The 26,513-nt window shown below is 40.9% G+C and carries 24 protein-coding genes; 22 read left to right on the top strand and 2 right to left on the bottom strand.

Annotated elements, in window-relative coordinates:
- Positions 1–208 precede the first annotated feature (208 nt).
- Positions 209–1,663 (bottom strand): alpha-amylase, encoded by a 1,455-nt coding sequence (locus HT697_RS07180; RefSeq protein ID WP_173262716.1) that lies wholly within the window; start codon positions 1,661–1,663, stop codon positions 209–211.
- A gap of 177 nt (positions 1,664–1,840) precedes the next feature.
- On the opposite strand from HT697_RS07180, the gene HT697_RS07175 reads away from it, so the two are divergent.
- The 3 genes from HT697_RS07175 (at position 1,841) to HT697_RS10505 (ending at position 4,540) form a co-directional block, all read left to right on the top strand.
- Positions 1,841–2,590, top strand: coding sequence for an ABC transporter ATP-binding protein (locus HT697_RS07175; RefSeq protein WP_173262713.1), 750 nt, complete (start codon positions 1,841–1,843; stop codon positions 2,588–2,590).
- A complete protein-coding gene (locus HT697_RS07170) occupies positions 2,571–4,208 on the top strand; it encodes a hypothetical protein (protein WP_173262710.1) in 1,638 nt (545 codons plus the stop codon). Before HT697_RS07175 ends, HT697_RS07170 begins: the two co-directional genes overlap by 20 nt.
- Before the next feature lie 71 nt (positions 4,209–4,279).
- Positions 4,280–4,540: a hypothetical protein gene (locus HT697_RS10505; protein ID WP_345890471.1), complete on the top strand. Its 261-nt coding sequence runs from the start codon at positions 4,280–4,282 to the stop codon at positions 4,538–4,540.
- A 223-nt stretch (positions 4,541–4,763) separates the two neighbouring features.
- On the opposite strand, the gene HT697_RS07165 is transcribed toward HT697_RS10505, so the two are convergent.
- The gene (locus HT697_RS07165; RefSeq protein ID WP_173262719.1) at positions 4,764–6,881 is read right to left on the bottom strand and encodes an LTA synthase family protein; all 2,118 of its coding nucleotides are present in this window, start codon (positions 6,879–6,881) and stop codon (positions 4,764–4,766) included.
- Between the two features lie 149 nt (positions 6,882–7,030).
- On the opposite strand from HT697_RS07165, the gene HT697_RS07160 reads away from it, so the two are divergent.
- From HT697_RS07160 to thrB, 19 genes are all read left to right on the top strand, one after another.
- Positions 7,031–8,194 (top strand): class I SAM-dependent rRNA methyltransferase, encoded by a 1,164-nt coding sequence (locus HT697_RS07160; RefSeq protein WP_173262707.1) that lies wholly within the window; start codon positions 7,031–7,033, stop codon positions 8,192–8,194.
- Complete coding sequence (gene aroD / locus HT697_RS07155) at positions 8,191–8,868, top strand: type I 3-dehydroquinate dehydratase (protein WP_173262704.1); 678 nt, start codon at positions 8,191–8,193, stop codon at positions 8,866–8,868. Before HT697_RS07160 ends, aroD begins: the two co-directional genes overlap by 4 nt.
- Entirely contained in the window at positions 8,858–9,712 is an 855-nt protein-coding gene (locus tag HT697_RS07150) for a shikimate dehydrogenase (RefSeq protein WP_173262701.1), read from the top strand. Before aroD ends, HT697_RS07150 begins: the two co-directional genes overlap by 11 nt.
- A gap of 18 nt (positions 9,713–9,730) precedes the next feature.
- Entirely contained in the window at positions 9,731–10,798 is a 1,068-nt protein-coding gene (gene aroB / locus HT697_RS07145) for a 3-dehydroquinate synthase (protein WP_173262698.1), read from the top strand.
- 9 nt (positions 10,799–10,807) lie between these two features.
- On the top strand, positions 10,808–11,974 hold the full coding sequence (gene aroC / locus HT697_RS07140) for a chorismate synthase (protein WP_173262695.1): 1,167 nt from the start codon (positions 10,808–10,810) through the stop codon (positions 11,972–11,974).
- Between the two features lie 9 nt (positions 11,975–11,983).
- Entirely contained in the window at positions 11,984–13,087 is a 1,104-nt protein-coding gene (locus HT697_RS07135; protein ID WP_173262692.1) for a prephenate dehydrogenase, read from the top strand.
- A 10-nt stretch (positions 13,088–13,097) separates the two neighbouring features.
- The gene (locus tag HT697_RS07130) at positions 13,098–13,436 is read left to right on the top strand and encodes a YlbF/YmcA family competence regulator (protein WP_173262689.1); all 339 of its coding nucleotides are present in this window, start codon (positions 13,098–13,100) and stop codon (positions 13,434–13,436) included.
- Between the two features lie 91 nt (positions 13,437–13,527).
- A complete protein-coding gene (aroA, locus tag HT697_RS07125; protein WP_173262685.1) occupies positions 13,528–14,811 on the top strand; it encodes a 3-phosphoshikimate 1-carboxyvinyltransferase in 1,284 nt (427 codons plus the stop codon).
- Positions 14,804–15,280, top strand: a complete 477-nt coding sequence (locus HT697_RS07120) for a shikimate kinase (protein ID WP_173262682.1) — start codon at positions 14,804–14,806, stop codon at positions 15,278–15,280. The genes aroA and HT697_RS07120 overlap by 8 nt, the downstream gene beginning before the upstream one ends.
- Positions 15,277–16,125, top strand: coding sequence for a prephenate dehydratase (pheA, locus tag HT697_RS07115; protein ID WP_173262679.1), 849 nt, complete (start codon positions 15,277–15,279; stop codon positions 16,123–16,125). The genes HT697_RS07120 and pheA overlap by 4 nt, the downstream gene beginning before the upstream one ends.
- Positions 16,122–17,396, top strand: a complete 1,275-nt coding sequence (psr, locus tag HT697_RS07110; protein ID WP_173262676.1) for a polyisoprenyl-teichoic acid--peptidoglycan teichoic acid transferase Psr — start codon at positions 16,122–16,124, stop codon at positions 17,394–17,396. The genes pheA and psr overlap by 4 nt, the downstream gene beginning before the upstream one ends.
- A 125-nt stretch (positions 17,397–17,521) precedes the next feature.
- Positions 17,522–18,367 (top strand): phosphorylcholine transferase LicD, encoded by an 846-nt coding sequence (locus HT697_RS07105; protein WP_173262673.1) that lies wholly within the window; start codon positions 17,522–17,524, stop codon positions 18,365–18,367.
- Positions 18,357–19,460, top strand: coding sequence for a glycosyltransferase (locus tag HT697_RS07100; protein WP_173262670.1), 1,104 nt, complete (start codon positions 18,357–18,359; stop codon positions 19,458–19,460). Before HT697_RS07105 ends, HT697_RS07100 begins: the two co-directional genes overlap by 11 nt.
- A 1-nt stretch (position 19,461) precedes the next feature.
- Positions 19,462–20,448: a glycosyltransferase family 2 protein gene (locus HT697_RS07095; RefSeq protein WP_173262667.1), complete on the top strand. Its 987-nt coding sequence runs from the start codon at positions 19,462–19,464 to the stop codon at positions 20,446–20,448.
- Positions 20,449–20,463: 15 nt separating this feature from the next.
- Positions 20,464–21,933, top strand: coding sequence for an O-antigen polysaccharide polymerase Wzy family protein (locus HT697_RS07090; protein WP_049502170.1), 1,470 nt, complete (start codon positions 20,464–20,466; stop codon positions 21,931–21,933).
- Positions 21,926–22,960 carry a prephenate dehydratase gene (locus tag HT697_RS07085; protein ID WP_173262664.1) on the top strand — a complete coding sequence of 345 codons (1,035 nt, stop codon included), beginning with the start codon at positions 21,926–21,928 and terminating at the stop codon, positions 22,958–22,960. Before HT697_RS07090 ends, HT697_RS07085 begins: the two co-directional genes overlap by 8 nt.
- 199 nt (positions 22,961–23,159) lie before the next feature.
- Positions 23,160–23,897, top strand: coding sequence for an adaptor protein MecA (mecA, locus tag HT697_RS07080; RefSeq protein ID WP_050313829.1), 738 nt, complete (start codon positions 23,160–23,162; stop codon positions 23,895–23,897).
- A gap of 151 nt (positions 23,898–24,048) precedes the next feature.
- A complete protein-coding gene (locus tag HT697_RS07075; protein ID WP_000216355.1) occupies positions 24,049–25,335 on the top strand; it encodes a homoserine dehydrogenase in 1,287 nt (428 codons plus the stop codon).
- 1 nt (position 25,336) lies between these two features.
- On the top strand, positions 25,337–26,206 hold the full coding sequence (thrB, locus tag HT697_RS07070) for a homoserine kinase (RefSeq protein ID WP_173262661.1): 870 nt from the start codon (positions 25,337–25,339) through the stop codon (positions 26,204–26,206).
- The last annotated feature ends 307 nt before the right edge of the window (positions 26,207–26,513 follow it).

Here is a 26,513-nt window from a genome sequence, read left to right as displayed (position 1 = left end):
CACGTCAGCTTCGCCTTGTATTTTATATGTGACTGACTTCGTCAGTCTTATCTACAACCTCAAAGCAGTGCTTTGAGCAACCTGTAGCTAGCTTCCTAGTTTGCTCTTTGATTTTCATTGAGTATAAAGATCTATCCATTTGGGTAGGTCTTTTTGTGAATACAAAAAAGCCAAATCTGATTGGATCTGGCTTGAATATTATGAACTATTAAATAGTATTGGCTGCCCAGACACTTACCGAAGCAGCTGAGACAGGGAATTGTCCATAACCTTCCTCATCAATTGTAACTTGACCTTGGTGGTTTCCAAGTAAGTCTATGAAAGTTTGGTTAGCCCATTCTTGGCCGACAAACATAGACTTGCTGTTTTCTTGGTCATTTGAGATAAGGACTGCGATTGGGGATTGATTTTCATCACCTGAACGTACCCAACCGATACAGTTAGGATCATCAAAGTAGTCTGTTTGCTCTCCGTAGGCCAAATCTTTTCGGATGGTTAGGAGGCGGTCAAGGACTTCTTTGAAATCTTCTTGAGCATATTGCCCTGAAATCCCATAGTAGTCTCCGTAAAAGACACATGGAAGGCCATTTTGGCGTAATAGAATGAGGGCATAGGCTGCTGGTTTGAACCATTCTTCAACAGTAGACTCAAGAGCCTGTCCTCGTTGGGTATCATGGTTGTCGACAAAGGTTACAGCCTTGTCGGGCTTGAGTTCAACCAAGCTATCTGTAAAAATACCACGAAGGTCGTAGTTGGAACCAGCTCGGCTAGCATCAAAGAGATTCTGGTGGAGACGAACATCGACAAGGTCAAAGCGTTCTTCCGTTTTTTCAAGATAGTCTAGATTGGCTTCCTTATCGGGATTCCAAAATTCACCAAAAACGTAGAAATCGTCACCGTATTTTTCCTTCATATCGCGGATAAAATTGCTCATGAAGAAAGAGTCAATGTGCTTAACGGCATCCAAACGGAAACCAGCTATACCAGTCGTCTCCATGAACCAGTCAGCCCAGTCATAGATATTTTTGATAACTTCAGGATGTTTAAAGTCTAGGTCGGCATACATGAGGTAGTCGTAGTTACCGTTTTCATTATCGACCAATTCCTCGTTGGCCCAGCCCTTGTTGTCTCCTTGAATCAGATAAATCCCAGACTTACGGCGTTTTGCATCGTAGTCTGTACCTGTGAAGTGGTACCAGTGCCAGTGGAAGTCATTGTAGGTATCGTGGCGACCATCGAAGGTAAAATTAGTCCAGCCATTGATGGTGAAAGGTTCTCCGAGTTCAACTGTACGGTCTACAGGATCCACTTCGATGACCTGAAAGGCTTCCATGTGATCGGCCGCAGCCTTGTGGTTGAGTACCACATCGGCCATAGGCTGGATTCCCTGTGCTTTTAGGGCTTGAATGGCTTGAAGATAGTCTTCTTTGAAACCATACTTGGTGCGGATAGTACCTTTTTGGTTAAACTCTCCTAGGTCGAATAAGTCATAGACCCCATAGCCGACATCTTTTTCATTGGTTGCCTTAAAAGCTGGTGGCATCCAGACGTGGCTAATCCCCAGATTAGCTAGGTGTGGAGCATCTTCAGCTAGACGTGTCCAGTGCTGACCGTCGTGGGGCAGATACCATTCAAAGTATTGCATAAGTGTTTGATTTTGCATGATGTTTCCTCTTACTTGTCAATCTTGTTTTTTATTCTATCATAAAGTATTGGTTAGCGCCAACGTTTGCATAAGATAGAAGGAAACTATTTTAACTACTTAAAATAAAGTGTTGATTTTTTGTATCAAAGTGCTAGTATAATAGTATGTAATATAGATAAAGATAGGAGTCATCCCATGATTGAATTTCAAAATGTTAGTAAGTTGTATGGTGATAAAGAGGCTTTGAGCAATCTCAATTTGCAGATTGCAAATGGGGAGATTATGGGCTTGATTGGTCATAATGGTGCTGGAAAATCGACTACCATAAAATCCTTAGTCAGTATCATTTCACCCAGCAGTGGTCGTATTTTAGTAGACGATCAGGAGTTATCGGAAAATCGCTTGGCTATTAAACGAAAGATTGGCTACGTAGCAGACTCGCCTGACTTATTTTTACGCTTAACGGCCAATGAATTTTGGGAATTGATCGCCTCATCCTATGATCTGACTAGCTCTGACTTGGAGGCTAGTCTAGCTAGGCTATTAAGTGTTTTTGATTTTGCTGAAAATCGCTATCAGGTTATTGAAACTCTTTCTCACGGAATGCGTCAGAAAGTCTTTGTCATTGGGGCACTCTTGTCTGATCCTGATATTTGGGTCTTGGACGAACCCTTGACTGGTTTGGATCCCCAGGCTGCCTTTGATTTGAAGCAGATGATGAAGGAGCATGCGCAAAAAGGCAAGACGGTCTTGTTTTCAACCCATGTCCTAGAGGTGGCAGAGCAAGTCTGTGATCGGATTGCCATTTTGAAAAAGGGGCATTTGATTTATTGTGGTAAGGTAGAGGACTTGAGGAAAGACCATCCAGACCAGTCTTTGGAAAGTATCTACCTTAGCCTTGCTGGTAGAAAAGAGGAGGTTTCAGATGCGTCTCAAGGTCATTAAAAAATTAGTTGATATCAATATCCTCTATTCATCTCAAGAAGCTAATCTGGCTAACCTACGAAAGAAGCAGGCTAAGAATCCTGGAAAAAAAGTAAATGTTTCCGCTAGAGTTCTAAGTTCTTACATTTTTTCCAGTCTCTTGATGCTTTTGATGTTTATAAATATAGCCTTTCGTTTTCCTTTTGAGGAAATACCAAGTTTTTTTAGTAGCATGGTTGCTATTTTACTGGTGCTTGCCTTTTCAACTTCTTTCACTGCCTTTTACAATGTCTTTTATGAGAGTAAGGATTTGGTATCGTATAGGCCCTATGCCTTTAAAGAATCAGAGATTATAATCGCTAAAGGACTGTCTGTCCTCTTGCCAGCTCTGCCTGGAATTGTACCAATCCTAGCTTATTTTCTAGTCCTCCACATTAGGCTAGCACCTTCTCTTTGGTTGGGCTTGCCTTTGATGCTGCTGTCCTTGGCCTTATTATTTGTCTCTGTTACTTTAGTGATGGTAGTGGCAGTACATTTCTTGGCTCAAACTGCGGTTTTTAGAAAGTATCAGTCTATTTTTTCGAATGTGATGATTGGGATAGGGGTTCTCATACCTTTAATATTTGTCCTCTTTCTACAGTCGACTTTTGGAAGTATTGTTGACAAAGTTAGAGACATTCCATTTCTCCTTTATCCTCTTCATATCTTTTACAAAATAGCAGTGTCTCCTTTTTCGACAGAAGCCTTAGTGGGTCTGCTCGCTTGGATAGCTTTAACTGTTTTCTTGCTTTACCTGACCAAAAAGAAGGTCCTTCCTCGTTTTTATGACGTTATCCTGCTTAATAGTGAGGAGAAGGTCAAAAAAGAACGTCGCAATAAGGAGAGAATTTCAACTACTAATAAAAAGGGCTTTTTCCGCATGGTTTTACGCTACCACCTCACCCTCTTGGGACAGGGAACTGGCGTGATTACAGTGCTTTTTACAAGTGCTTTCCTTCCTTATCTCATGATGATCGGTCTGATTTCCAACATCCGAGATTCTCAGATAGTTCCAGACATTCATCCTCCATACTGGTTACCCTTGTTTTTTATAGCTCTCTTTATAGCAGTTGTCAATAACAATATCACCAGCCTGCATTCAATTGCCTTGTCCTTGGAGAGGGAAAATGTTGATTTTCTTAAGAGTTTACCCTTTGACTTTGCTCGTTATGTGAAAGTGAAATTTTGGATTATATTTGCTGTCCAGTCCTTTTTACCAGTTCTGACTTTACTTGGCCTTTCTCTATATCTAGGCTTGCCCATCCTTTCGATGATTTACCTTCTTGTGGCATGGATCCTTGCCAGTGTCATCCTTTCTTGCCACCATTACCTTAAGGACGTGAAAAATCTGTCAACCAATTGGAGTAGCATTACGGACTTGGTGAACCGTTCAAATCGTATAGTAGCAATAGTTTTACTCTTAATTTATAGTGCAATCCTGATGGCTCTTGTAATTGGAAGCATATTCTTGGTTCGGTCTCTCGCCCCTGTCCTTGCCATCAGCTTGGGAGTAGGAGTTCTTATCCTCTTGCTTGCTCTTGCTATTTTTGGCTATCATTACTACCTGTCACGCATATTGACAGAAATAGAAAAAAGATGAGATAGTTGGTCGCTTGCTTGATAAATTCAATTCGACAAACGCTTTTATAGTTTGTTAGAATGTAGTTGTAAATGATTAAGATTGGTAATCAAAAATATATAGGGAGGAATGTTTTGAATAAGAAATATAACATAGTTCTATTTTTGTTGTTTATAGTTTATTTATTGGGATATTTTTCAATTTCAAAAACTTTCATTCCTATAATGTGTGTGATCCAAGTATTTTTGATAGAACATATATTTAAAGTTCGAAATAGAATGATGCAGATAGGTGAAATTATAATTATTGTTGCTTCTATGACATTATTTATTGATAGCATATTGAGTTTGTAACAAAAGGCTTCTCTATAAAATCAAATTTTCCAGATATCTACTGAAGCTGATTTATATCCTCATATTTCTTTTACTATCTTCGTCACTAAACTTGACAGACATATATTGCTGATACAACCTCTCTACCTACAATCTCGCAGTTAACCTGAGGCTAGTTTCCTCTTTGATTTTCGTTGAATTTTATTTGATAAAAGAAATGCTCCTCCAAGACGGAAGAGCATTTTTATTGTAATTTTGATTCGGTTTCTGCAGACTCTGGGTGGAGTTCTTGATAACTTGGCGCCTTGAAAAGGTCAGTACTGGTTTTACCTTTTCGTTGCCTAAAGAGGCTAGTTGACTGACTTCCCTTTTCCTGTTCAATCTTTTGCAGAATTGGTAAGGAATTGAGGTAAGAAATGCTTTCTGTATCAACTGTTCCAAGATGATCTTTTTGATAGAAACGTATTAAATCGCCAGTTTGAATCTGATCGCTGATTTTTAGCTGTTGGCTAGCTGCCTGACGAACAATTTCTAGTTCAGTCTGAGCTTGTTCATCAAGATTGCTGATTTCAAGACCGCTCTCAGTATAGTAGGTTCGTCCGTCATAACTGGTGTATTTAGGTGTGACGAAGGAATTGGCAGTTCGAAAGGCAACGATTTCTTGATGATCTGGAGACAGAAGATCTTGTCCAACTTGAAGGAAGGAATTGGACTCAATACCAAGGAGGTGTTCGAGAGTCGGTAAGATATCGATTTGTCCACCGTAGGTATTGATGATTTGCCCCTTTTCATAACCAGGCATGACCACCATAAAAGGCACTCGTTGCAACATGGCATTGTCGTAGTTAGACCAGTTCTCAGAAGTCTTGCCAATCAAGGGAGCCAGCTCAGGATTGCGGGAGTTGGAAATACCATAATGGTCTCCGTAAATGACGATGATGGATTTTTCATAGAGGCCACTTTCTTTGAGATAGTCAAAGAAGGCCCTGATAGCACTGTCCAGATAGTTAGCCGTTTGGAAGTAGCCGTTGATCGTTTCATCTTTGGTTTTGGCCAAGGGGAAACCAAGCTCATCGCCAGTCAGATTGCTAGCATAGGGATAGTGATTGGATACCGTGATATACTTAGCATAAAAAGGCTGCTGCAAGTGCTCCAGATACTGAATAGAATCCTTCATCATGATTTTATCATTCAAACCATATTGGAAAGAATTGCTACTGTCTTGCTTAGTGAAGTAGGAAGCATCAAAGAAGTATTGGTAGCCCCATTGTTTATAGGTGGTATTTCGGTTCCAGAAGGTTCCGATATTACCGTGAAAGACGGCACTCGATTGATAGCCGTTTTTTGATAGGATAAAAGGAGCTGCATGTTGGGTATTGGTACCACCGTAATTGACCATAAAGGAACCTTGGTCAAGTCCAAACAAACCAGTCTCTAGCATGGTTTCCGCATCTGAGGTTTTACCAGCCTTGACTTGGTTAAAGATATTCGAAAAGGCTAGGGTTGCTTGCGAATGGTAGAGTGAATTTAGGAAGGGAGTGACTTCATGCTCAGTTCCATCTAGGTTGAGTTTATAGTCCAGTAGGAACTGCTGAAAACTCTCCAAGTGGAGATAAATCACATTTTTTCCTTTGGCCAAGCCAAAATAGTCTGGATTGGGCTTAGCAGAATGTTCTTGAATATAATCTGTAATAGGTTGAAGGTCGGTCTCAGAGGCCTTAGCACGTTCCTTGTTGGCGCTGTAGGATTGGTTGGCACTATAGCCTAAAAAGGCTGGCAAACTAAGGGCGCGGACAACATAATAATTAGAAAATCCTCTTGATAGGAGATCGGGACGTTCAATCTCTGCCAAGAAAAGATTAGCAGAAAAGAGCAGGGCTGAGAGTGCAGTGATAGCAACACTTGAGCGGAATTTGAAGGGTCTCCTATCCAGCTGGATGAATTTTTTAAAGAAAAGAAAAGCCATCAGTGGGAAATCCATAAAATAGATGAAATCCCAAAAGCGCAGTAACTCTAGTTCCGCAGTACCAACAGACACCTTGCTGACCACCTTCATGGTATTAGCCGTGATAAAGTCACTAAATTCTCGATAGTAAAAGACATTGGAATAAAGCCAAATGAATAAAAGGCTATAAATAGCTATACTCAGGACATAAAAGATCTTGGTTGACCGAGCATAGAGGGCTAGAGCCAGCAGGAGTAGTCCTAGAGGAAGGGGATTGAAAAAGGCGATAAAGGCAAGGTAATTTCCCTGCAACTTGCCCACTTGAATATCTAAATTAAAGTCAACAGCATAGGCTAATAAGGTTTTGAACCAATATAGGATTAAAAGGGTTAGGACAAAACCCAGTCTGGTACCCATGGCTTTTTGGATTTTGTTAAAATTGCTTTTCACACATTTACTTCCTAATTTTTTATTAGTATTAGTATACCATTTTTTAAAAGAAGAGTAAAAAAGCAAGGGTAGTTTCTTTTTTGAGAATTGTCTAAAAGTTTGATATAATGGTAGTTATGAATAGAATAAGAGTCAGTAAAAGGGTTGAAAAAAAGCTCGCTAAGGGGTTAGTTTTACTAGAAGCCAGTGATCTTGAGAATGTCAATCTCAAGGATCAGGAAGTAGAAGTCCATAGTCAAGATGGAAACTTTCTTGGGACTGCCTACCTTTCTCAGCAAAACAAGGGCTTGGGCTGGTTTGTTAGCACAGATAAGATTACCTTTAATCAAGCTTTCTTTGAAACACTCTTTAGACAAGCTAAAGAAAAGAGGAAAGCCTACTATCAAGATGATTTGACAACTGCCTTTCGTCTCTTTAACCAAGAGGGAGATAGCTTTGGTGGTCTGACAGTGGACCTTTATGGCGACTATGCTGTCTTTTCTTGGTATAACTCTTATGTTTATCAGATTCGCAAGCTTATCTCAGAAGCCTTTAGACAGGTTTTTCCTGAGGTTTTAGGGACTTATGAGAAGATCCGCTTTAAGGGGTTAGACTATGAATCTGCCCATGTTTATGGTCAAGAAGCACCTGAATTTTTCACAGTTCTGGAAAATGGTGTCTTGTATCAAGTATTTATGAATGATGGCTTGATGACAGGGGTTTTCCTAGACCAGCACGAGGTTCGTGGTAGTTTAGTTGACGGATTGGCTATGGGGAAATCTTTACTCAATATGTTTTCTTATACAGCCGCCTTTTCAGTAGCTGCAGCCATGGGGGGAGCAAGCCAGACAACTTCTGTTGATTTAGCCAAACGTTCACGAGAATTGTCTCAAGCGCATTTTCAGGCAAATGGAATCAGTACAGACGACCATCGTTTTATAGTCATGGATGTTTTTGAGTATTTCAAGTATGCTAAGCGAAAAGGCTTGACTTACGATGTGGTTGTCCTAGATCCGCCTAGCTTTGCTCGGAACAAAAAACAAACATTCTCTGTGGCCAAGGATTATCACAAGTTGATATCCCAGAGTCTTGAGATTTTAAATCCGGGCGGTATTATTATTGCCAGTACCAATGCTGCCAATGTATCCCGCCAGAAATTTACAGAACAAATTGATAAAGGCTTTGCAGGAAGAAGTTACCAGATTTTAAACAAATACGGTCTTCCAGCAGATTTCACCTATAATAAAAAAGATGAAAGTAGTAATTACCTCAAGGTGATTAGTATGAAGGTTAGTAAATGAAATTGATCGTTTCAGTAATGCCAAGAAGTTTAGAGGAGGCCCAGGCTCTGGATGCCACGAGGTACCTGGATGCCGACATCATTGAATGGCGTGCCGACTATCTGCCTAAAGAAGCGATTTTGCAGGTGGCTCCAGCTATTTTTGAAAAATTCGCAGGTCGTGAGTTGGTTTTCACGCTACGAACTCGCTCTGAGGGGGGAGAAATCGACTTTTCTCCAGAAGAATATATCCATCTAATCAAGGAAGTGGCGCAACTCTATCAACCAGACTATATTGATTTTGAGTACTACAGCTACAAGGATGTTTTTGAGGAAATGCTGGACTTCCCAAATCTTATTTTGAGTTACCATAATTTCCAAGAAACACCTGAAAATATGATGGAAATCTTGTCAGAGTTGACGAGCCTAAATCCAAAACTGGTTAAGGTTGCGGTGATGGCTCATACGGAGCAGGATGTCTTAGACTTGATGAACTATACACGAGGCTTTAAAACCCTCAATCCTGAGCAGGAATATGTAACCATTTCTATGGGCAAGGTGGGCAAGGTTTCTCGTATCACTGCGGATGTGACTGGTTCGAGTTGGTCTTTTGCCAGTCTGGATGAGGCTAGTGCCCCTGGTCAGATTTCACTAGCTAACATGAAAAAAATCAGGGAGATTTTGGATGAAGCTTGATGGCTATACACGTTTAGCTGCCGTTGTTGCCAATCCTATTAAGCATTCTATTTCCCCCTTCATCCACAATAGGGCCTTTGAGGCGACAGCTACCAATGGTGCTTACGTGGCTTGGGAGATTGAAGCGAGTGACTTGGCAGAAACAGTGGCCAATATTTGCCGCTATCAGATGTTTGGCATCAACCTGTCCATGCCCTATAAGGAGCAAGTGATTCCTTATTTGGATGGGCTGAGCGATGAAGCACGCTTGATTGGTGCGGTCAATACGGTCGTCAATGAGAATGGCAATTTAATTGGATATAATACAGATGGCAAGGGATTTTTTAAGAGCTTGCCTTCTTTTACAATTACAGGTAAGAAGATGGCCCTGCTGGGTGCAGGTGGTGCGGCCAAGTCCATTTTGGCACAAGCTATTTTGGACGGCGTCAGTCAGATTTCGGTCTTTGTTCGTTCAGTTTCTATGGAAAAAACAAGACCTTACCTAGACAAGTTACAGGAGCAAACAGGCTTTAAAGTGGACTTGTACGCTTTAGAAGATGTTTCGGAACTGCAAGCAAGGATTGCTGAGTCGGATCTACTGGTTAATGCCACCAGTGTGGGCATGGATGGTAAATCATCCCCAGTTCCTGAAAGAATAGTCTTACCAGAAACTCTCTTGGTGGCAGATATTATTTACCAACCCTTTGAAACGCCATTTTTGAAATGGGCTAGGAGGCAGGGCAATCCAGCCGTCAATGGTCTGGGAATGTTGCTCTATCAAGCTGCAGAAGCTTTTCAACTGTGGACAGGCAAGGAAATGCCAACAGAAGAAATTTGGCAGTCCTTAACAGAAAAATACCAATAAAGAAAAGGAGACTCTCCTATGAAAATCAGAATTGATATTCCTCATCATCCTTATGATATTCAGATTAAAAAAGGTTGTCTGGCTCAGGCTGGCCAATGGTTGCGAGAACTCTGGCAACCACAAAAGGTAGTCATTGTGACAGATAACCATGTAGCTTCTCTTTATGCAGAGAAGGTCAAGCTCAGCCTAGAAGATGCTGGTTTTCAGGTAGCAGTTTTTGACTTTTTAGAAGGTGAAGAAAGAAAGAATTTAACTACTGTTCAGAAAGTCTATGAATTTCTAGTTAAGCAGGGGTTGACTCGTAGCGATGGAGTCGTGGCTCTCGGAGGTGGTGTCGTTGGAGACCTGGCTGGTTTCGTAGCCTCTACCTATATGCGGGGTATTCATTTTGTTCAGATTCCGACTAGCTTGACAGCTCAGGTTGATTCTTCTATCGGCGGAAAGACAGGCGTTAACACTCCATTTGCTAAAAATATGGTGGGTACCTTTGCCCAACCAGACGGGGTTCTGATTGATCCGCTTGTCCTTGAAACACTCGGAAAGAGAGAGTTGATTGAAGGAATGGGTGAGGTCATCAAGTATGGCTTGATTGAGGATTCAGAACTGTGGGCTCTCTTGACGGAGCTGGATGGTTCTGTTGAGAGCATTTTGGAACATGCAGAGACCTTGATTGAACATTCTTGTCAGGTCAAGCGCAAGATGGTAGTTGAGGATGAGTTGGACAATGGTGTTCGCCTTTACCTCAATTTTGGCCATACTATTGGCCATGCCATTGAAGCAACTGCCGGTTATGGAAAAGTCATGCATGGTGAAGCTGTGGCCATTGGCATGGTACAGATTTCCAAGGTTGCTGAGGAAAAAGGCCTCATGCCAGAAGGGATAACCCAGTCCATTACAGCTATGTGTCAGAAATTTGGATTACCTGTTGACTACGAAAACTGGGATGTTGATAAGCTTTACCAGGCTTTGACTCATGACAAGAAAGCGCGTGGTAATACCTTGAAATTGGTCTTGGTGCCAGAGCTTGGTTCGGCAACCATTCACCCGGTTTCTCTGGAAGAGATGAAAGACTACTTGGTAAAATAAGGAGAGCGTATGAGATATTTAACTGCAGGAGAATCACACGGTCCCCGTCTGACGGCTATCATTGAAGGAATTCCAGCTGGACTACCTTTGACAGCAGAGGATATCAATGAGGACCTTAAACGCCGTCAGGGTGGTTACGGTCGTGGTGGCCGTATGAAGATTGAGAGCGACCAAGTTGTCTTTACTTCAGGCGTTCGTCATGGGAAGACGACAGGGGCTCCCATTACCATGGATGTCATCAATAAGGACCACCAAAAATGGCTGGACATTATGTCTGCGGAGGACATTGAAGACCGCCTTAAAAGCAAACGAAAAATCACCCATCCTCGTCCAGGTCACGCCGACTTGGTAGGGGGCATCAAGTACCGTTTTAATGACTTACGAAATTCCTTGGAGCGTTCGTCAGCTCGTGAAACCACCATGCGGGTGGCAGTTGGGGCAGTAGCCAAACGCCTCTTGACTGAGCTGGATATGGAGATTGCCAACCATGTCGTGGTCTTTGGTGGCAAGGAAATCGATGTTCCTGAGAATCTCACAGTTGCTGAGATTAAGGAAAGAGCTGCCCAGTCTGAAGTTTCTATTGTTAACCAAGAAAGAGAACAGGAAATCAAGGACTACATTGACCAAATCAAACGTGACGGGGATACCATTGGTGGGGTTGTGGAGACAGTCGTTGGAGGTGTTCCAGTTGGTCTTGGTTCCTATGTCCAATGGGACAGAAAATTGGATGCGCGATTGGCCCAAGCTGTCGTCTCTATCAATGCCTTTAAAGGGGTGGAATTTGGTCTCGGCTTTGAAGCTGGTTACCGTAAAGGTAGCCAGGTCATGGATGAAATTCTCTGGTCTAAAGAAGACGGTTATACCCGCCGTACCAATAATTTAGGCGGTTTCGAAGGTGGCATGACTAATGGGCAACCTATCGTTGTTCGTGGCGTCATGAAACCTATTCCTACTCTTTATAAGCCTCTTATGAGTGTGGATATCGAAACCCACGAACCTTATAAGGCAACCGTGGAGAGAAGTGATCCGACCGCTCTTCCAGCTGCAGGAGTGGTTATGGAAGCTGTTGTGGCTACGGTTCTGGCACAAGAAATCCTCGAAAAATTCTCATCAGACAATCTAGAGGAATTAAAAGAAGCGATAGCCAAACACCGAGACTATACAAAGAACTATTAAGGAGTTCCTATGGCAAAAACAATCTATATCGCAGGTCTTGGTTTGATTGGTGCCTCTATGGCACTTGGTATCAAACGTGATCATCCAGATTATGAAATTTTAGGTTATAATCGCAGTCAAGCTTCGAGAGATATTGCTTTGAAAGAAGGCATGATTGACCGTGCAACAGATGATTTTGCCAGTTTTGCTCCTCTTGCGGATATCATCATTCTCAGCTTGCCAATCAAACAAACTATTGCTTTCATTAAGGAGTTGGCTAACTTGGATTTGAAAGAAGGCGTCATTATTTCAGATGCTGGTTCGACCAAGTCAGCCATTGTGGATGCGGCGGAGCAGTATTTGGCTGGCAAGTCTGTTCGCTTTGTCGGGGCCCATCCTATGGCTGGTAGTCACAAGACAGGGGCTGCCTCTGCAGATGTCAATCTCTTTGAAAATGCCTATTATATCTTTACACCTTCGAGACTGACAAGTCCTGATACACTTGAGGAAATGAAGGATCTTCTTTCAGGTCTTCATGCTCGTTTTATCGAAATTGATGCCAAGGAGCATGATCGTGTCACTTCTCAGATTAGCCATTTTCCTCATATTCTGGCTTCTAGTCTCATGGAGCAGACCGCGGTCTATGCTCAAGAGCATGAGATGGCAAGACGCTTTGCGGCAGGTGGTTTTCGAGATATGACCCGAATTGCGGAAAGCGAGCCAGGTATGTGGACCTCCATTCTCTTGTCCAATCGTGAAACAATTTTAGATAGAATTGAGGATTTCAAGGAGCGTTTGGACGAGATTGGACAAGCTATCAGTAAGGGTGATGAAAACAAAATCTGGAACTTTTTCAACCAAGCGCGTGAGCAACGTCAGGCCATGGAAATCCATAAGCGTGGTGGTGTGGATAGCTCTTATGACCTCTATGTTGATGTTCCCGATGAAGAAGACGTTATTTTACGAATCTTGGAATTGCTACGTGGAACTTCCTTGGTTAATATTCACATCAATGAGGAAAACCGTGAAGATATTCACGGGATCCTACAAATTTCATTTAAAAACGCTCAAGACTTGGAACGAGCTGAGCACCTCATAACAGAAAATACAGACTATACAGTCGTCATCAAATAAGGAGAAGAACATGTCAAATATTTACGATAGTGCAAACGAACTCAGTCGCGGTCTACGCGAACTGCCAGAATATAAGGCTGTTAAAATAGCTAAAGATGCTATTGCAGCAGATGCTGAGGCGAGCAAAATTTTTACAGAATATCTTGCCTTTCAAGAGGAAATTCAAAAACTAGCACAGACAGGGCAAATGCCAGATGCTTCCTTCCAAGCTAAAATGGAAGGCTTTGGTAAGCAGATTCAGGGGAACAGCCTCTTGTCAGAATTCTTTACCAAGCAACAACAATTGTCCATTTACCTTTCTGACATTGAAAAAATTGTTTTTGAACCAGTTTCAGAATTGCTAAAATAAGAAAATAACTATCATAAAGTCAGGAATTTTTAAGGAATTTCTGGCTTTTTATGATAAAATAGGTAAAAGTATTGCAAGTATGAGGTCTAGTATGAAACTAAAAACAAACATTCGCCACTTACATGGCAGTATCCGAGTTCCAGGTGACAAGTCTATCAGCCACCGTTCTATTATCTTTGGAAGTTTGGCTGAGGGTGAGACCAAGGTTTATGATATTCTGCGAGGTGAAGACGTTCTTTCGACCATGCAGGTTTTTCGTGACCTTGGTGTTGAAATTGAGGACAAAGACGGGGTTATTACTATTCAAGGTGTAGGCATGGATGGCTTAAAAGCGCCGCAAAATGCCCTTGATATGGGAAATTCTGGCACCTCGATTCGCCTGATTTCAGGTGTCCTTGCTGGTGCAGACTTTGAAGTAGAGATGTTCGGAGACGACAGTCTTTCCAAACGTCCTATGGATCGTGTGACTATTCCACTGAAAAAAATGGGCGTTAGTATTTCAGGGCAAACTGAACGAGACCTGCCTCCCCTTCACTTAAAAGGGACGAAAACCCTAAGACCTATTCAATATGAGTTGCCAATTGCCTCTGCTCAAGTCAAGTCAGCCTTGATCTTTGCGGCTTTGCAGGCTCAGGGTCAGTCAGTGATTATCGAAAAAGAATGCACCCGTAATCATACTGAAGATATGCTGCAACAATTTGGTGGTCATTTAAGTGTGGAAGGCAAGAAAATCACAGTCCAAGGGCCACAAAAATTGATAGGACAGAAGGTGGTCGTACCAGGAGATATTTCCAGTGCAGCCTTTTGGTTAGTCGCAGGTTTGATTGTTCCAAATTCTCGTGTAGTGCTGCAGAATGTGGGTATTAACGAAACGCGTACAGGTATCATTGATGTCATTCGCGCCATGGGTGGAAAACTAGAAATAACTGAAATTGACCCAGTCGCTAAATCTGCTACCTTGACTGTTGAATCTTCTGACTTGAAAGGAACAGAGATTGGTGGTGCCTTGATTCCACGATTGATTGATGAATTGCCAATTATCGCTCTTCTGGCGACTCAAGCCCAAGGTGTAACAGTTATCAAGGATGCTGAGGAGCTCAAGGTCAAGGAAACAGACCGCATTCAGGTTGTGGCAGACGCCTTAAATAGCATGGGAGCAGATATTACTCCTACAGCTGATGGAATGATTATCAAAGGGAAATCAGCCCTTCACGGTGCTAGAGTCAATACTTTTGGTGACCACCGTATCGGCATGATGACAGCTATCGCAGCCCTCTTGGTTGCAGATGGAGAAGTGGAACTTGACCGTGCAGAAGCCATCAATACCAGCTATCCTAGCTTCTTTGATGATTTGGAGAACTTGATTCATGGCTAAGGTATTACTAGGATTTATGGGGGCTGGAAAATCGACTATTGCAAGAGGCTTGGACCCAGATTATCTCGATATGGATGCTCTGATAGAGAAGCGCTTAGGCATGTCCATTACGGAATTTTTCTCGGAAAAGGGAGAAGGAGCCTTTCGTCAGGTAGAATCAGAAGTCCTAGCTGATTTACTACAAACAGACCAAGTCGTGTCAACTGGAGGAGGAGTGGTTATTTCTCAGAGAAATCGTGACTTACTCAAGACTAATACAGATAACATCTACCTGAAAGCTGATTTTGAAACCCTCTACCACCGTATCGCAGCTGATAAGGACAATCAGCGTCCGCTTTTTCTAAATAATAGCAAGGAAGAACTAGCAGCTATTTTCCAAGAAAGACAGGCCTGGTATGAGGAGGTAGCCAGTCGGGTTTTGGATGTGACCAAGCTAAGTCCAGAGGAAATTATAGAGGAACTGAGATGAAAATTGCTTATCTAGGTCCCAAGGGATCATTTTCACACCACGTTGTGCAGACAGCTTTTCCTCATGAGGAATTGCAGGCTTTTGCTAACATTACAGATGTCATCAAGGCCTATGAGCAAGGCTTGGTGGACTATTCTGTGGTGCCAGTTGAAAATTCTATTGAGGGTAGTGTTCATGAAACCTTGGACTACCTTTTTCATCAGGCTCGCATTCAAGCAGTTGCAGAAATCGTTCAACCCATTCATCAGCAGTTAATGGTGGTTCCGGGTCATACTAAGATTGAAAAGATTTTTTCTCATCCACAGGCTTTGGCTCAGGGAAAGAAATTCATCGATGAACAGTATCCAGAGGCTCAAATCGAGGTAACAGCTAGTACAGCCTATGCGGCCCGTTTTATTTCCGAACATCCAGACCAGCCTTATGCAGCCATTGCACCAAGAAGTTCTGCAGAAGAATATGGCTTGGAACTGATTGCCGAGGATATTCAGGAAATGGAAGCCAATTTCACACGTTTTTGGGTTTTAGGAGTTGAAAAGCCTAGTATTCCCTTGCAAGCACAAAGGGAAAAAATGACTTTGGCCTTGACCTTACCTGACAACCTTCCAGGTGCACTTTATAAGGCTCTGTCGACCTTTGCTTGGCGAGGAATTGACCTGACAAAAATTGAAAGTCGTCCACTCAAGACAGCGCTAGGCGAATACTTTTTCATTATCGATGTGGACTATACTGATAAGAACTTGGTTCACTTTGCCCAAAAAGAACTAGAAGCCATTGGAATCCAGTATAAAGTTCTGGGTGCCTATCCGATTTATCCAATATCAGATCATGGAAAGGAGAGAAGATGAGTAAAGAAAATCCTCTCAGTCATCATGAAAAATTACGTTATGATTATTTGCTAAAAAATATTCACTATCTCAATGAGAGAGAGAAAAATGAGTTTGCCTATTTGCAAGAAAAGCTAACTCTTGCTAGGGTAAATAGTAGTTCCAGCTTGGAACAAGAAAGAGAAGAGCAGGTTGACTTACCAAGCTATGCGAACCGGAGTCGTTTACAATCCAAATCACAAGCACTCTCTGCTCCTCCAAAAAAGAAAAGACGGAAGCTCCGTCTTAAACGCATTTTTATGGTCATTTTTTCACTTTTGGTCTGTGTGGCTTTAGCCATGGTATTCATGTTTTTACGTGGTTACCAAGATGCTAGTGCAAAGAAAACTGCTGATGCTAAGGCAGCACAGGTTCAAGTCTTTAATGGTCAGGACGCTAGAGACGGGGTTAATATTTTGATCATGGGGACGGACGGTCGAATTGGTCAAAATAGTGCTGAGACGCGGACAGACTCTATTATGGTATTAAATGTTGGTGGCTCAGATAAGAAAATGAAGCTGGTCAGTTTCATGCGTGACAATTTGGTTTATATAGACGGTTATAGTCAAGTCATTAACGGTAGAAAACAGACGGATAATAAGTTAAACGTAGCCTATGAACTAGGGGAACAAGAAGGACAAAAAGGGGCAGAAATGGTTCGCCAAGTCTTGAAAGATAATTTTGACTTAGACATTAAGTACTATGCCTTGGTCGATTTTCAGGCCTTTGCAACAGCGATTGACACGCTTTTCCCTGATGGGGTGACGATTGATGCTCAATTTTCAACATTGAATGGGCGTCCACTAACAGAAGCTACAGTCGGAGATGATTTACATGCGACTGAGACTGAGTCTCCAACCCAAACCATCAAAGTCGGGAAGCAGCAGATGAATGGCTCGACCCTGCTCAATTATGCTCGTTTCCGTGATGACGATGAGGCGGATTACGGCCGTACCAAAAGACAGCAGCAAGTTTTAACAGCAATTTTAGAGCAAATTAAAGATCCCACTAAACTTTTCACTGGTTCTGAAGCTCTTGGAAAGGTTTTTGCTATGACCTCAACCAACGCACCCTATACTTTCCTCCTAACAAACGGTTTATCTGTTTTGGATGGAGCAAAAAATGGTATTGAAAAGCTGACGATTCCAGAACTTGGTGACTGGGTAGATGCCTATGATGTTTATGGAGGCTTGGGCTTGCTGGTCGATCAAAACAAATATCAGAATAAATTATCTCAGATGGGTTTGAGATAAGATAAGACAGAAGAATCAAAGTTTGAAGGCTATTTATCTAGCAGTCAGGCTTTGATTTTTTACAGTCTGCAATAGATTTTCACCCCCTATTTGTGGTATAATGAAACGATACGATAGAAAGAATAATGAACAATATGACTGATTTAAAAGCAATTCAGGCTCGTAGTCTGGAGATGGCTGAATATTTTGTGGCCTTTTGTAAAGAACATGATTTGCTTTGTTACCTCTGTGGAGGGGGTGCTATTGGTGCCCTTCGAAACAAGGGCTTTATTCCTTGGGACGACGACCTAGACTTTTTTATGCCCCGTAAAGATTATGAGAAATTAGCAGAATTATGGCCTCGTTATGCAGATGAACGTTATTTCTTGTCAAAGAGTCACAAGGATTTTGTCGATCGTAATCTTTTTATTACCATTCGTGACAAGGAAACTACCTGTATCAAACCTTATCAGCAGGATTTGGATTTGCCACATGGTCTGGCCTTGGATGTTTTACCTTTGGATTATTATCCTAAAAATCCAGCTGAGCGGAAAAAGCAGGTTCACTGGGCCTTGATTTATTCTCTTTTTTGTGCGCAAACTATTCCAGAAAAACATGGCGCACTTATGAAGTGGGGAAGTCGCATTTTACTGGGGTTGACGCCGAAATCTCTTCGTTATCGCATTTGGAAAAAAGCTGAAAAAGAAATGACCAAGTACAGTCTAGCTGAGAGCGATGGAATCACGGAATTATGCTCGGGTCCTGGTTACATGAGAAATAAGTACCTAATCGAATCTTTTGAAGATAATCTCTTCTTGCCATTTGAAGAGACAGAGATGCCTATTCCAGTTGGCTATGATGCCTATCTCAGCACTGCTTTTGGGGATTATATGACACCACCACCAGCAGACAAGCAGCTACCGCATCATGATGCTGTCATCGCTGATATGGATAAGTCTTATACAGAATATAAGGGAGAATATGGTGGCTAAGAAAAAAATCTTATTTTTTATGTGGTCTTTTTCTCTCGGAGGTGGAGCAGAGAAGATTCTCTCTACCATTGTTTCAAATTTGGATCCAGAAAAGTATGATATTGATATTCTTGAAATGGAGCATTTTGACAAGGGATACGAATCTGTTCCTAAACATGTACGAATTTTAAAATCCCTTCAGGATTATCGCCAAGCTAGATGGTTACGAGCTCTTTTGTGGAGAATGAGAATTTATTTTCCAAGACTGACTCGTCGCTTGCTTGTGAAAGATGACTATGATGTTGAAGTTTCCTTTACCATTATGAATCCACCACTGTTGTTCTCTAAAAGAAAAGAAGTCAAGAAGATATCTTGGATTCATGGAAGTATTGAAGAATTTCTTAAGGATAGCTCAAAAAGGGAATCACATAAACGCCAGTTAGATACTGCGGATATCATTGTAGGAATTTCAAGAAAGACCAGTAATTCTATTAAGGAAGTCTATCCAGATTATGCTTCCAAATTACAGACGGTCTACAATGGTTATGATTTTAAGACTATTCTAGAAAAATCTCAAGAGAAGATCGATATCGAGATTGAGCCTCAAAGTATCTGTACCATTGGACGGATTGAGGAAAATAAGGGTTCTGACCGTGTAGTAGAAGTGATACGACTATTACACCAAGAAGGAAAAAACTACCACCTTTACTTTATAGGTACAGGTGATATGGAAGAGGAACTGAAAAAACGAGTTAAAGAATATGAGCTTGAAGACTATGTACATTTCCTTGGTTATCAAAAAAATCCTTATCAGTATTTATCTCAGATGAAAGTTCTCTTGTCTATGTCTAAACAAGAAGGTTTTCCTGGAGTGTATGTGGAAGCCTTGAGTCTGGGACTTCCTTTTGTCTCTACGGATGTCGGAGGGGCTGAGGAATTATCCCAAGAAGGACGATTTGGCCAAATCATTGAGAGCAATCAAGAGGCAGCTCAGGCAATTACGAACTACATGACCTCTGCCTCAAATTTTGATGTCAATGAGGCTAGCCAATTCATTCAACAATTCACAATTGCCAAACAAATCGAACAAGTAGAAAAACTATTAGAGGAGTAGCATGGAAACTGCATTAATTAGTGTCATTGTGCCAGTCTATAATGTGGCGCAGTACCTAGAAAAATCGATAGCTTCCATTCAGGAGCAGACCTATCAAAATCTGGAAATTATTCTTGTTGATGATGGAGCAACGGATGAAAGTGGTCGCTTGTGTGATTCAATCGCTGAACAAGATGATAGGGTGTCAGTGCTTCATAAAAAGAATGAAGGTTTGTCGCAAGCACGAAACGATGGAATGAAGCAGGCTCACGGAGATTATCTGATTTTTATTGACTCAGATGATTATATCCATCCAGAAATGATTCAGAGCTTATATGAGCAATTAATTCAAGAAGATGCGGATGTTTCGAGCTGTGGTGTCATGAATGTCTATGCTAATGATGAAAGCCCACAGTCAGCCAATCAGGATGAGTATTTTGTCTGTGATTCTCAAACATTTCTGAGGGAATACCTCATAGGTGAAAAAATACCTGGAACGATCTGTAATAAGCTAATCAAGAGAGAGATTGCAACTGCCCTATCCTTTCCAAAGGGATTGATTTATGAAGATGCTTATTATCATTTTGATTTGATCAAGTTGGCCAAGAAGTATGTGGTTAATACCAAACCCTATTATTACTATTTCCATAGAGGGGATAGTATTACGACTAAACCCTATGCAGAGAAGGATTTAGCCTATATTGATATCTATCAAAAATTCTATAATGAAGTTATGAAAAACTATCCGGACTTGAAAGATGTTGCTTTTTTCAGATTGGCTTATGCTCATTTCTTTATTCTGGATAAGATGTTGCTAGATGATCAGTATAAACAATTTGAAGCCTATTCCCAGATTCATCGTTTTTTAAAAGGCCATGCCTTTGCTATTGCTAGAAATCCAATTTTCCGTAAGGGAAGAAGAATTAGCGCTTTGGCTCTATTCATAAACATTTCCTTATACCGATTCTTATTACTGAAAAATATTGAAAAATCTAAAAAATTACATTAGAACGGGGGTGAGCAAGTGATTGATGGAAAACGATTATTATTTAGTTTGACCATAGTCAGCTATGCCTTGACGCTAGTAAGTGGAATTGTGTATCTGTTTAATAATAATAATGTTAGCTTGCTTTCTACTTTATTGTTCTTACTGGTTAGTAGCTTAATTGCCTGCTGGAATGATATCAAGTATTACTTAATCCATTTTATTTTCTATTTAACTATTTTTGTATTTCTGGTATCAAGACCGACCATTGATTATTTTAGGGATGGCGCTCTGGATACCTATCATCCGATAGCCTATCGCTTTGCCTTTATAGTCGTCATGGTTTCGATTCTGGGCTTGACCACAGGAGGCGTACTGGCTCGTTACTTCATAGCTAGGAAGAACATAAAAGTACCAAAGATAGGAAATTCTATAAAAGAGATTTATATCAAGCGGTTACGCTTTGTATCACTAGGAGTTTTTCTTCTAACCTATCCTTTCTATTTTATTCGCTTATTTGAACGGCTCCTGTATCGTCTGCAGACTTCCTACTATGCCTACTATGCAAATTTTGAAAGTAAACTTCCTTATTTTACCTACATTTTGTCTACCTTTACGGTCTATGCAATGTGTATGTATCTGGCAACCAAGCCAAAGAAATTGCAGGCGACAGCAGTGTTGGTATCCTTCATTGTAGCCAATACCATTCATTTGGCAATCGGGACACGAAATCCCTTTATTTTAAGTATTTTATTTGCTTTTGTTTATTACTTTATGCGGGAGCAAACTGAAAAGGGAAAATGGATTGGGTTTAAAGAAAAGTTAGCGATTTTTGTCGGTTCTCCTATTCTTATGTTAGCGATGGGAGTGCTCAATTATGTACGGGATAATGTCCAGGTTTCCCATACAGGTTTCTGGGATATCTTACTTGACTTTATCTATAAACAAGGGACTAGTTTTGGTGTTCTGGCTCGAGGTTTTCTATTTAACAGTAGCCTTCCTTACCGAGATTTACGCAATTTTACTTTTGGTCCTGTCATTGATTATTTTGCAAGAGGAAGTTTGGGGGCTATTTTCGGAGGAAAAGCCTTTGAACATACAACCAATAGTGTGGAGCTAGCTATTGATAGTAATAGTTATGCCCACAATCTATCCTATCTTGTTTTGAACAAGGAATACTTGAAAGGACATGGTATCGGAAGTAGTTATATCATGGAGTTGTATACAGACTATGGTATGATAGGAGTCTTTCTACTTAGTCTCTTACTCGGTATGCTATTTATAGCCATGTTGCAAGTAGCCTATCGCTCTAGAACAATCCTATTTGCCTTGTCCCTACTCATCTTGAATAATCTATTCTTTATGCCAAGAAGTAGCTTTTCAGAAAGTTTCTTCAATCTATTTACAATGCAATTCTGGGGAATTGTTCTTGTGATTATATTTGTAGCAAAAATGCTTACAAAAGAGAACCAGTATCTACTAAACAAAGGAGAAAAAAATCATGTTTGAACATTATTCAGTAGCGGATTTATTTGCAAATCTATACAAAAAACGAAAAGCAAATATTCTAGCTCTCATCGCTTTATTTGCTCTCATTGCTGTACCATTTACAATTAAAGCAGTTAAGAATAAAAATACTGTCAAAGACACAACAAGTTATTCAACTTATATCAGCTATAAAATTACCCCTCCAGAAGATTCAGCTAAAACGATTTTGAATCATCAAATTGGTGGTTATAGTGATTTCTACGGGAAATTGATTGATGGTAATTTAAATGGAGCTTATCTTTTCAATGATGTAGAGCCTAGTGAGTTGAAAAAAATTGCTAGTGAATTAGATACGACAGAGACAACCTTGAAAAATTCTACGAATGATTATTGGTGGAAAAAACTGACTGTCTACTATATGATTGACGATGCAGGGGTTGGTGTGAAAATTTTGACACCAAGTAAAGATGCTAATGACTTGTTGGAGCGAAAAATTGATGGATTGATTGAGAAATTTAAACACACTTATGCAAATGTAAAAATTGAAAAATTGGAAACCATCAACTCTAAAGAATTGAATGCAAACGGTGAGACAGCGCTTGGATTGAATGTGAAGAACTTGATTCTCCGTTTAGCTGTTATTGGAGTAGTTTGTGTGATTTTGGTTGTGATGGGAAATGTATTGGTTTATCTCTTTAATCCAACCATCAATAGAGCAGGTGATTTTTCTCAGTATCAAATTGATTTTGTAACAGAGATTACAACAATTGCCAACCTAGCAGATATCCTATCATACAAAAATGCTGGACAAGAATTAACAATCGTTAGCTCAAACAAAGCTATCCTAGATAAATTGAAACAAAATCAAGAGGCCTTAAAAGGAATGCATTTTGTGGATTTACAAGATGTACCATCTCTTTTGGAAAGAGATACAGTCCTTCTTGTTGAAGAGTATGGAGTGACTCGTTATAAGAAATTTGAACAAAGTCTTCAAATTCTTAGAAACTTAAATCGTTCTATCCTCGGTGTAGCAACCTTTAAATTATAAGCATTCTGATGTATCAGGTCTTCAAAGTTGGCTAAGAGTCGATTTTGAAGGCTTTTTCTATTTGTCATCAGAAATTTTCTTTTAGAGTCTGCTACAGAAAGACCCTGGGGAAAATCTAGCTTGATAGAGGAGCCTTCTTTTGATAAAATCGTAAAAATCTAGTATAATAGATAGAACTGAAAGTATGAGGTTACTAGCAATGAAAATGAAACAAATTAGTGATACTACTTTAAAAATCACGATGTCTTTAGAAGATTTGATGGATCGAGGAATGGAGATTGCTGACTTTCTTGTTCCTCAAGAAAAAACAGAAGAGTTCTTTTATGCTATCTTGGATGAGTTAGAGATGCCTGATAGCTTTCTAGATACAGGCATGTTGAGCTTCCGTGTAACTCCAAAACCTGATAAGGTAGATGTCTTTGTAACCAAATCAAAGATTGACCAAAATCTAGATTTTGAAGACTTATCGGATTTGCCAGACATGGAAGAATTGGCTCAAATGTCGCCAGATGAATTTATCAAAACCTTGGAAAAAAGTATCGCAGACAAAACAAAGGATGATATCGAAGCCATTCAATCTCTAGAGCAAGTCGAAGCCAAGGAAGAAGAGCAGGAGCAGGCTGAACAAGAAGCTGAGAGCAAGAAAGAACCTTACATCTACTACATCCTTTCTTTTGCTAAGTTGGCTGACTTGGTTGCTTTTGCTAAGACAGTGACTTTTGAGATGGAAACTTCTGAACTCTACAAGATGAATGAACGCTATTATTTGACCATTTTAGTGGATATTGAAAATCATCCAAGTCCATATCCAGCTTGGCTGTTGGCCCGTATGCGCGAGTTTGCGGATGATAGTGACATCAGTCGTTCAGTCTTGCAAGAGTATGGTCAAGTCTTGATGAATCACGATGCAGTACTTAATCTGCAAAAGATTGGATAATCCTTTCTGGAAAGCTATTTCTAGATTTTGAGAAGAGCGAATCGTCTGATTCGTTTTTTCTTTTCTAGATTGAAATAGTGATTTACTATAATAGGAATTTTCACAAAATTCTGTTATAATGGCTATATTAGAAAATTTCGAGGAGACAAACATGACAGTTAAAATTGCTTTACTAGGATTTGGTACCGTTGCAAGTGGTGTGCCTTTCCTCCTAAAGGAAAATGGAGAAAAAATCAATCAATCAGCACATTCAGAGATTGAAGTTGCTAAGGTGTTGGTCAAGGATGAAGATGAGAAAAATCGCTTGCTTACAGCAGGGAATGACTTTAACTTTGTAACCAATGTGGATGACATTTTGTCAGATCAAGACATTACGATTGTAGTGGAATTGATGGGGCGTATCGAACCTGCTAAGACCTTTATCACTCGTGCCTTGGAAGCTGGAAAACACGTTGTTACTGCTAACAAGGACCTTTTGGCTGTCCATGGTGCAGAATTGTTAGAAATCGCTAAAGCTAACAAGGTAGCACTTTACTATGAAGCAGCAGTAGCTGGTGGGATTCCAATTCTTCGTACTTTGGCAAATTCCTTGGCTTCTGATAAAATTACGCGTGTGCTTGGAGTAGTCAACGGAACGTCCAACTTCATGATGACCAAGATGGTGGAAGAAGGCTGGTCTTACGATGATGCTCTTGCGGAAGCACAAAGACTAGGATTTGCAGAAAGTGACCCGACAAATGACGTAGATGGGATTGATGCAGCCTACAAGATGGTGATTTTGAGCCAATTTGCTTTTGGCATGAAGGTTGCCTTTGACGATGTGGCCCACAAGGGAATTCGTAACATCACACCTGAAGATGTAGCTGTAGCTCAAGAGCTTGGTTATGTAGTGAAATTGGTTGGTTCAATCGAGGAAACTCCTTCAGGTATTGCTGCAGAAGTAACTCCAACCTTCCTTCCTAAAGCGCATCCACTTGCCAGTGTGAATGGGGTAATGAACGCTGTTTTTGTAGAATCTATCGGTATTGGTGAGTCTATGTACTACGGACCAGGTGCAGGCCAAAAACCAACTGCAACAAGTGTTGTGGCAGACATTGTCCGTATCGTTCGTCGCTTGAATGATGGTACCATTGGCAAAGACTTCAACGAATATAGCCGTGACTTGGTCTTGGCAAATCCAGAGGATGTCAAAGCAAATTACTACTTCTCAATCTTGGCACCAGACTCAAAAGGTCAGGTCTTGAAGTTGGCTGAAATCTTCAATGCCCAAGAAATTTCCTTTAAGCAAATTCTCCAAGATGGAAAAGATGGTGACAAGGCGCGTGTCGTTATCATCACACACAAGATTAATAAAGCCCAGCTTGAAAATGTTTCAGCTGAATTGAAGAAGGTTTCAGAATTTGACCTCTTGAATACCTTCAAGGTGCTAGGAGAATAAGATGAAGATTATTGTACCTGCAACCAGTGCCAATATCGGGCCAGGTTTTGACTCGGTCGGTGTAGCTGTAACCAAGTATCTTCAAATAGAGGTCTGTGAAGAACGAGATGAGTGGCTGATTGAACACCAGATTGGCAAATGGATTCCACATGACGAGCGCAATCTCTTGCTCAAAATCGCTTTGCAAATTGTACCAGACCTGCAACCAAAACGTTTGAAAATGACCAGTGATGTTCCCTTGGCGCGTGGTTTGGGTTCTTCTAGCTCGGTTATCGTTGCTGGGATTGAACTAGCCAATCAATTGGGGCAACTCAACTTGTCAGACCATGAAAAATTGCAGTTAGCGACTAAGATTGAAGGCCATCCTGACAATGTGGCTCCAGCCATTTATGGTAATCTCGTTATTGCAAGCTCTGTTGATGGACAAGTTTCAGCTATTGTAGCAGACTTCCCAGAGTGTGATTTCCTAGCCTACATTCCAAACTATGAATTGCGTACTAGAGACAGCCGTGGTGTCTTGCCTAAGAAATTGTCTTACAAGGAAGCTGTTGCGGCTAGTTCTATCGCCAATGTGGCGGTTGCAGCCTTGTTGGCAGGAGACATGGTGACCGCTGGACAAGCAATCGAGGGAGACCTCTTCCACGAGCGCTATCGTCAGGACTTGGTGAGAGAATTTGCTTCGATTAAGCAAGTGGCCAAAGAAAATGGTGCCTATGCAACCTATCTCTCTGGTGCTGGGCCGACAGTTATGGTTTTGGCTTCTCATGACAAGATGCCAACGATTAAGGCTGAATTGGAAAAGCAACCCTTCAAAGGAAAACTTCATGACTTGAAGGTTGATACCCAAGGTGTCCGTGTCGAAGCAAAATAAAGAATAGAAGATAGGATGGGGAAACTCTCGACTAGGGGCCTTCCTATCCTTTTTTTGAAAAGAAGTTTATACTCAATGAAAATCAAAGAGCAAACTAGGAAACTAGCCGCAGGTTGCTCAAAGCACTGCTTTGAGGTTGTAGATAAGACTGACGAAGTCAGCTCAAAACACTGTTTTGAGGTTGTGGATAGAACTGACGAAGTTAGCTCAAAATACTGTTTTGAGGTTGCAGATGTAAGGTGACGTGGTTTGAAGAGATTTTCGAAGAGTATTAGTTAAAAACTTGATAAAGGAGAAATAAAGATGA

Source organism: Streptococcus sp. 1621, assembly GCF_013276615.1.
GTDB lineage: Bacteria > Bacillota > Bacilli > Lactobacillales > Streptococcaceae > Streptococcus.
Note: the sequence above shows the minus strand (reverse complement) of the source record. Positions and strands in the feature narration are given on the sequence as shown.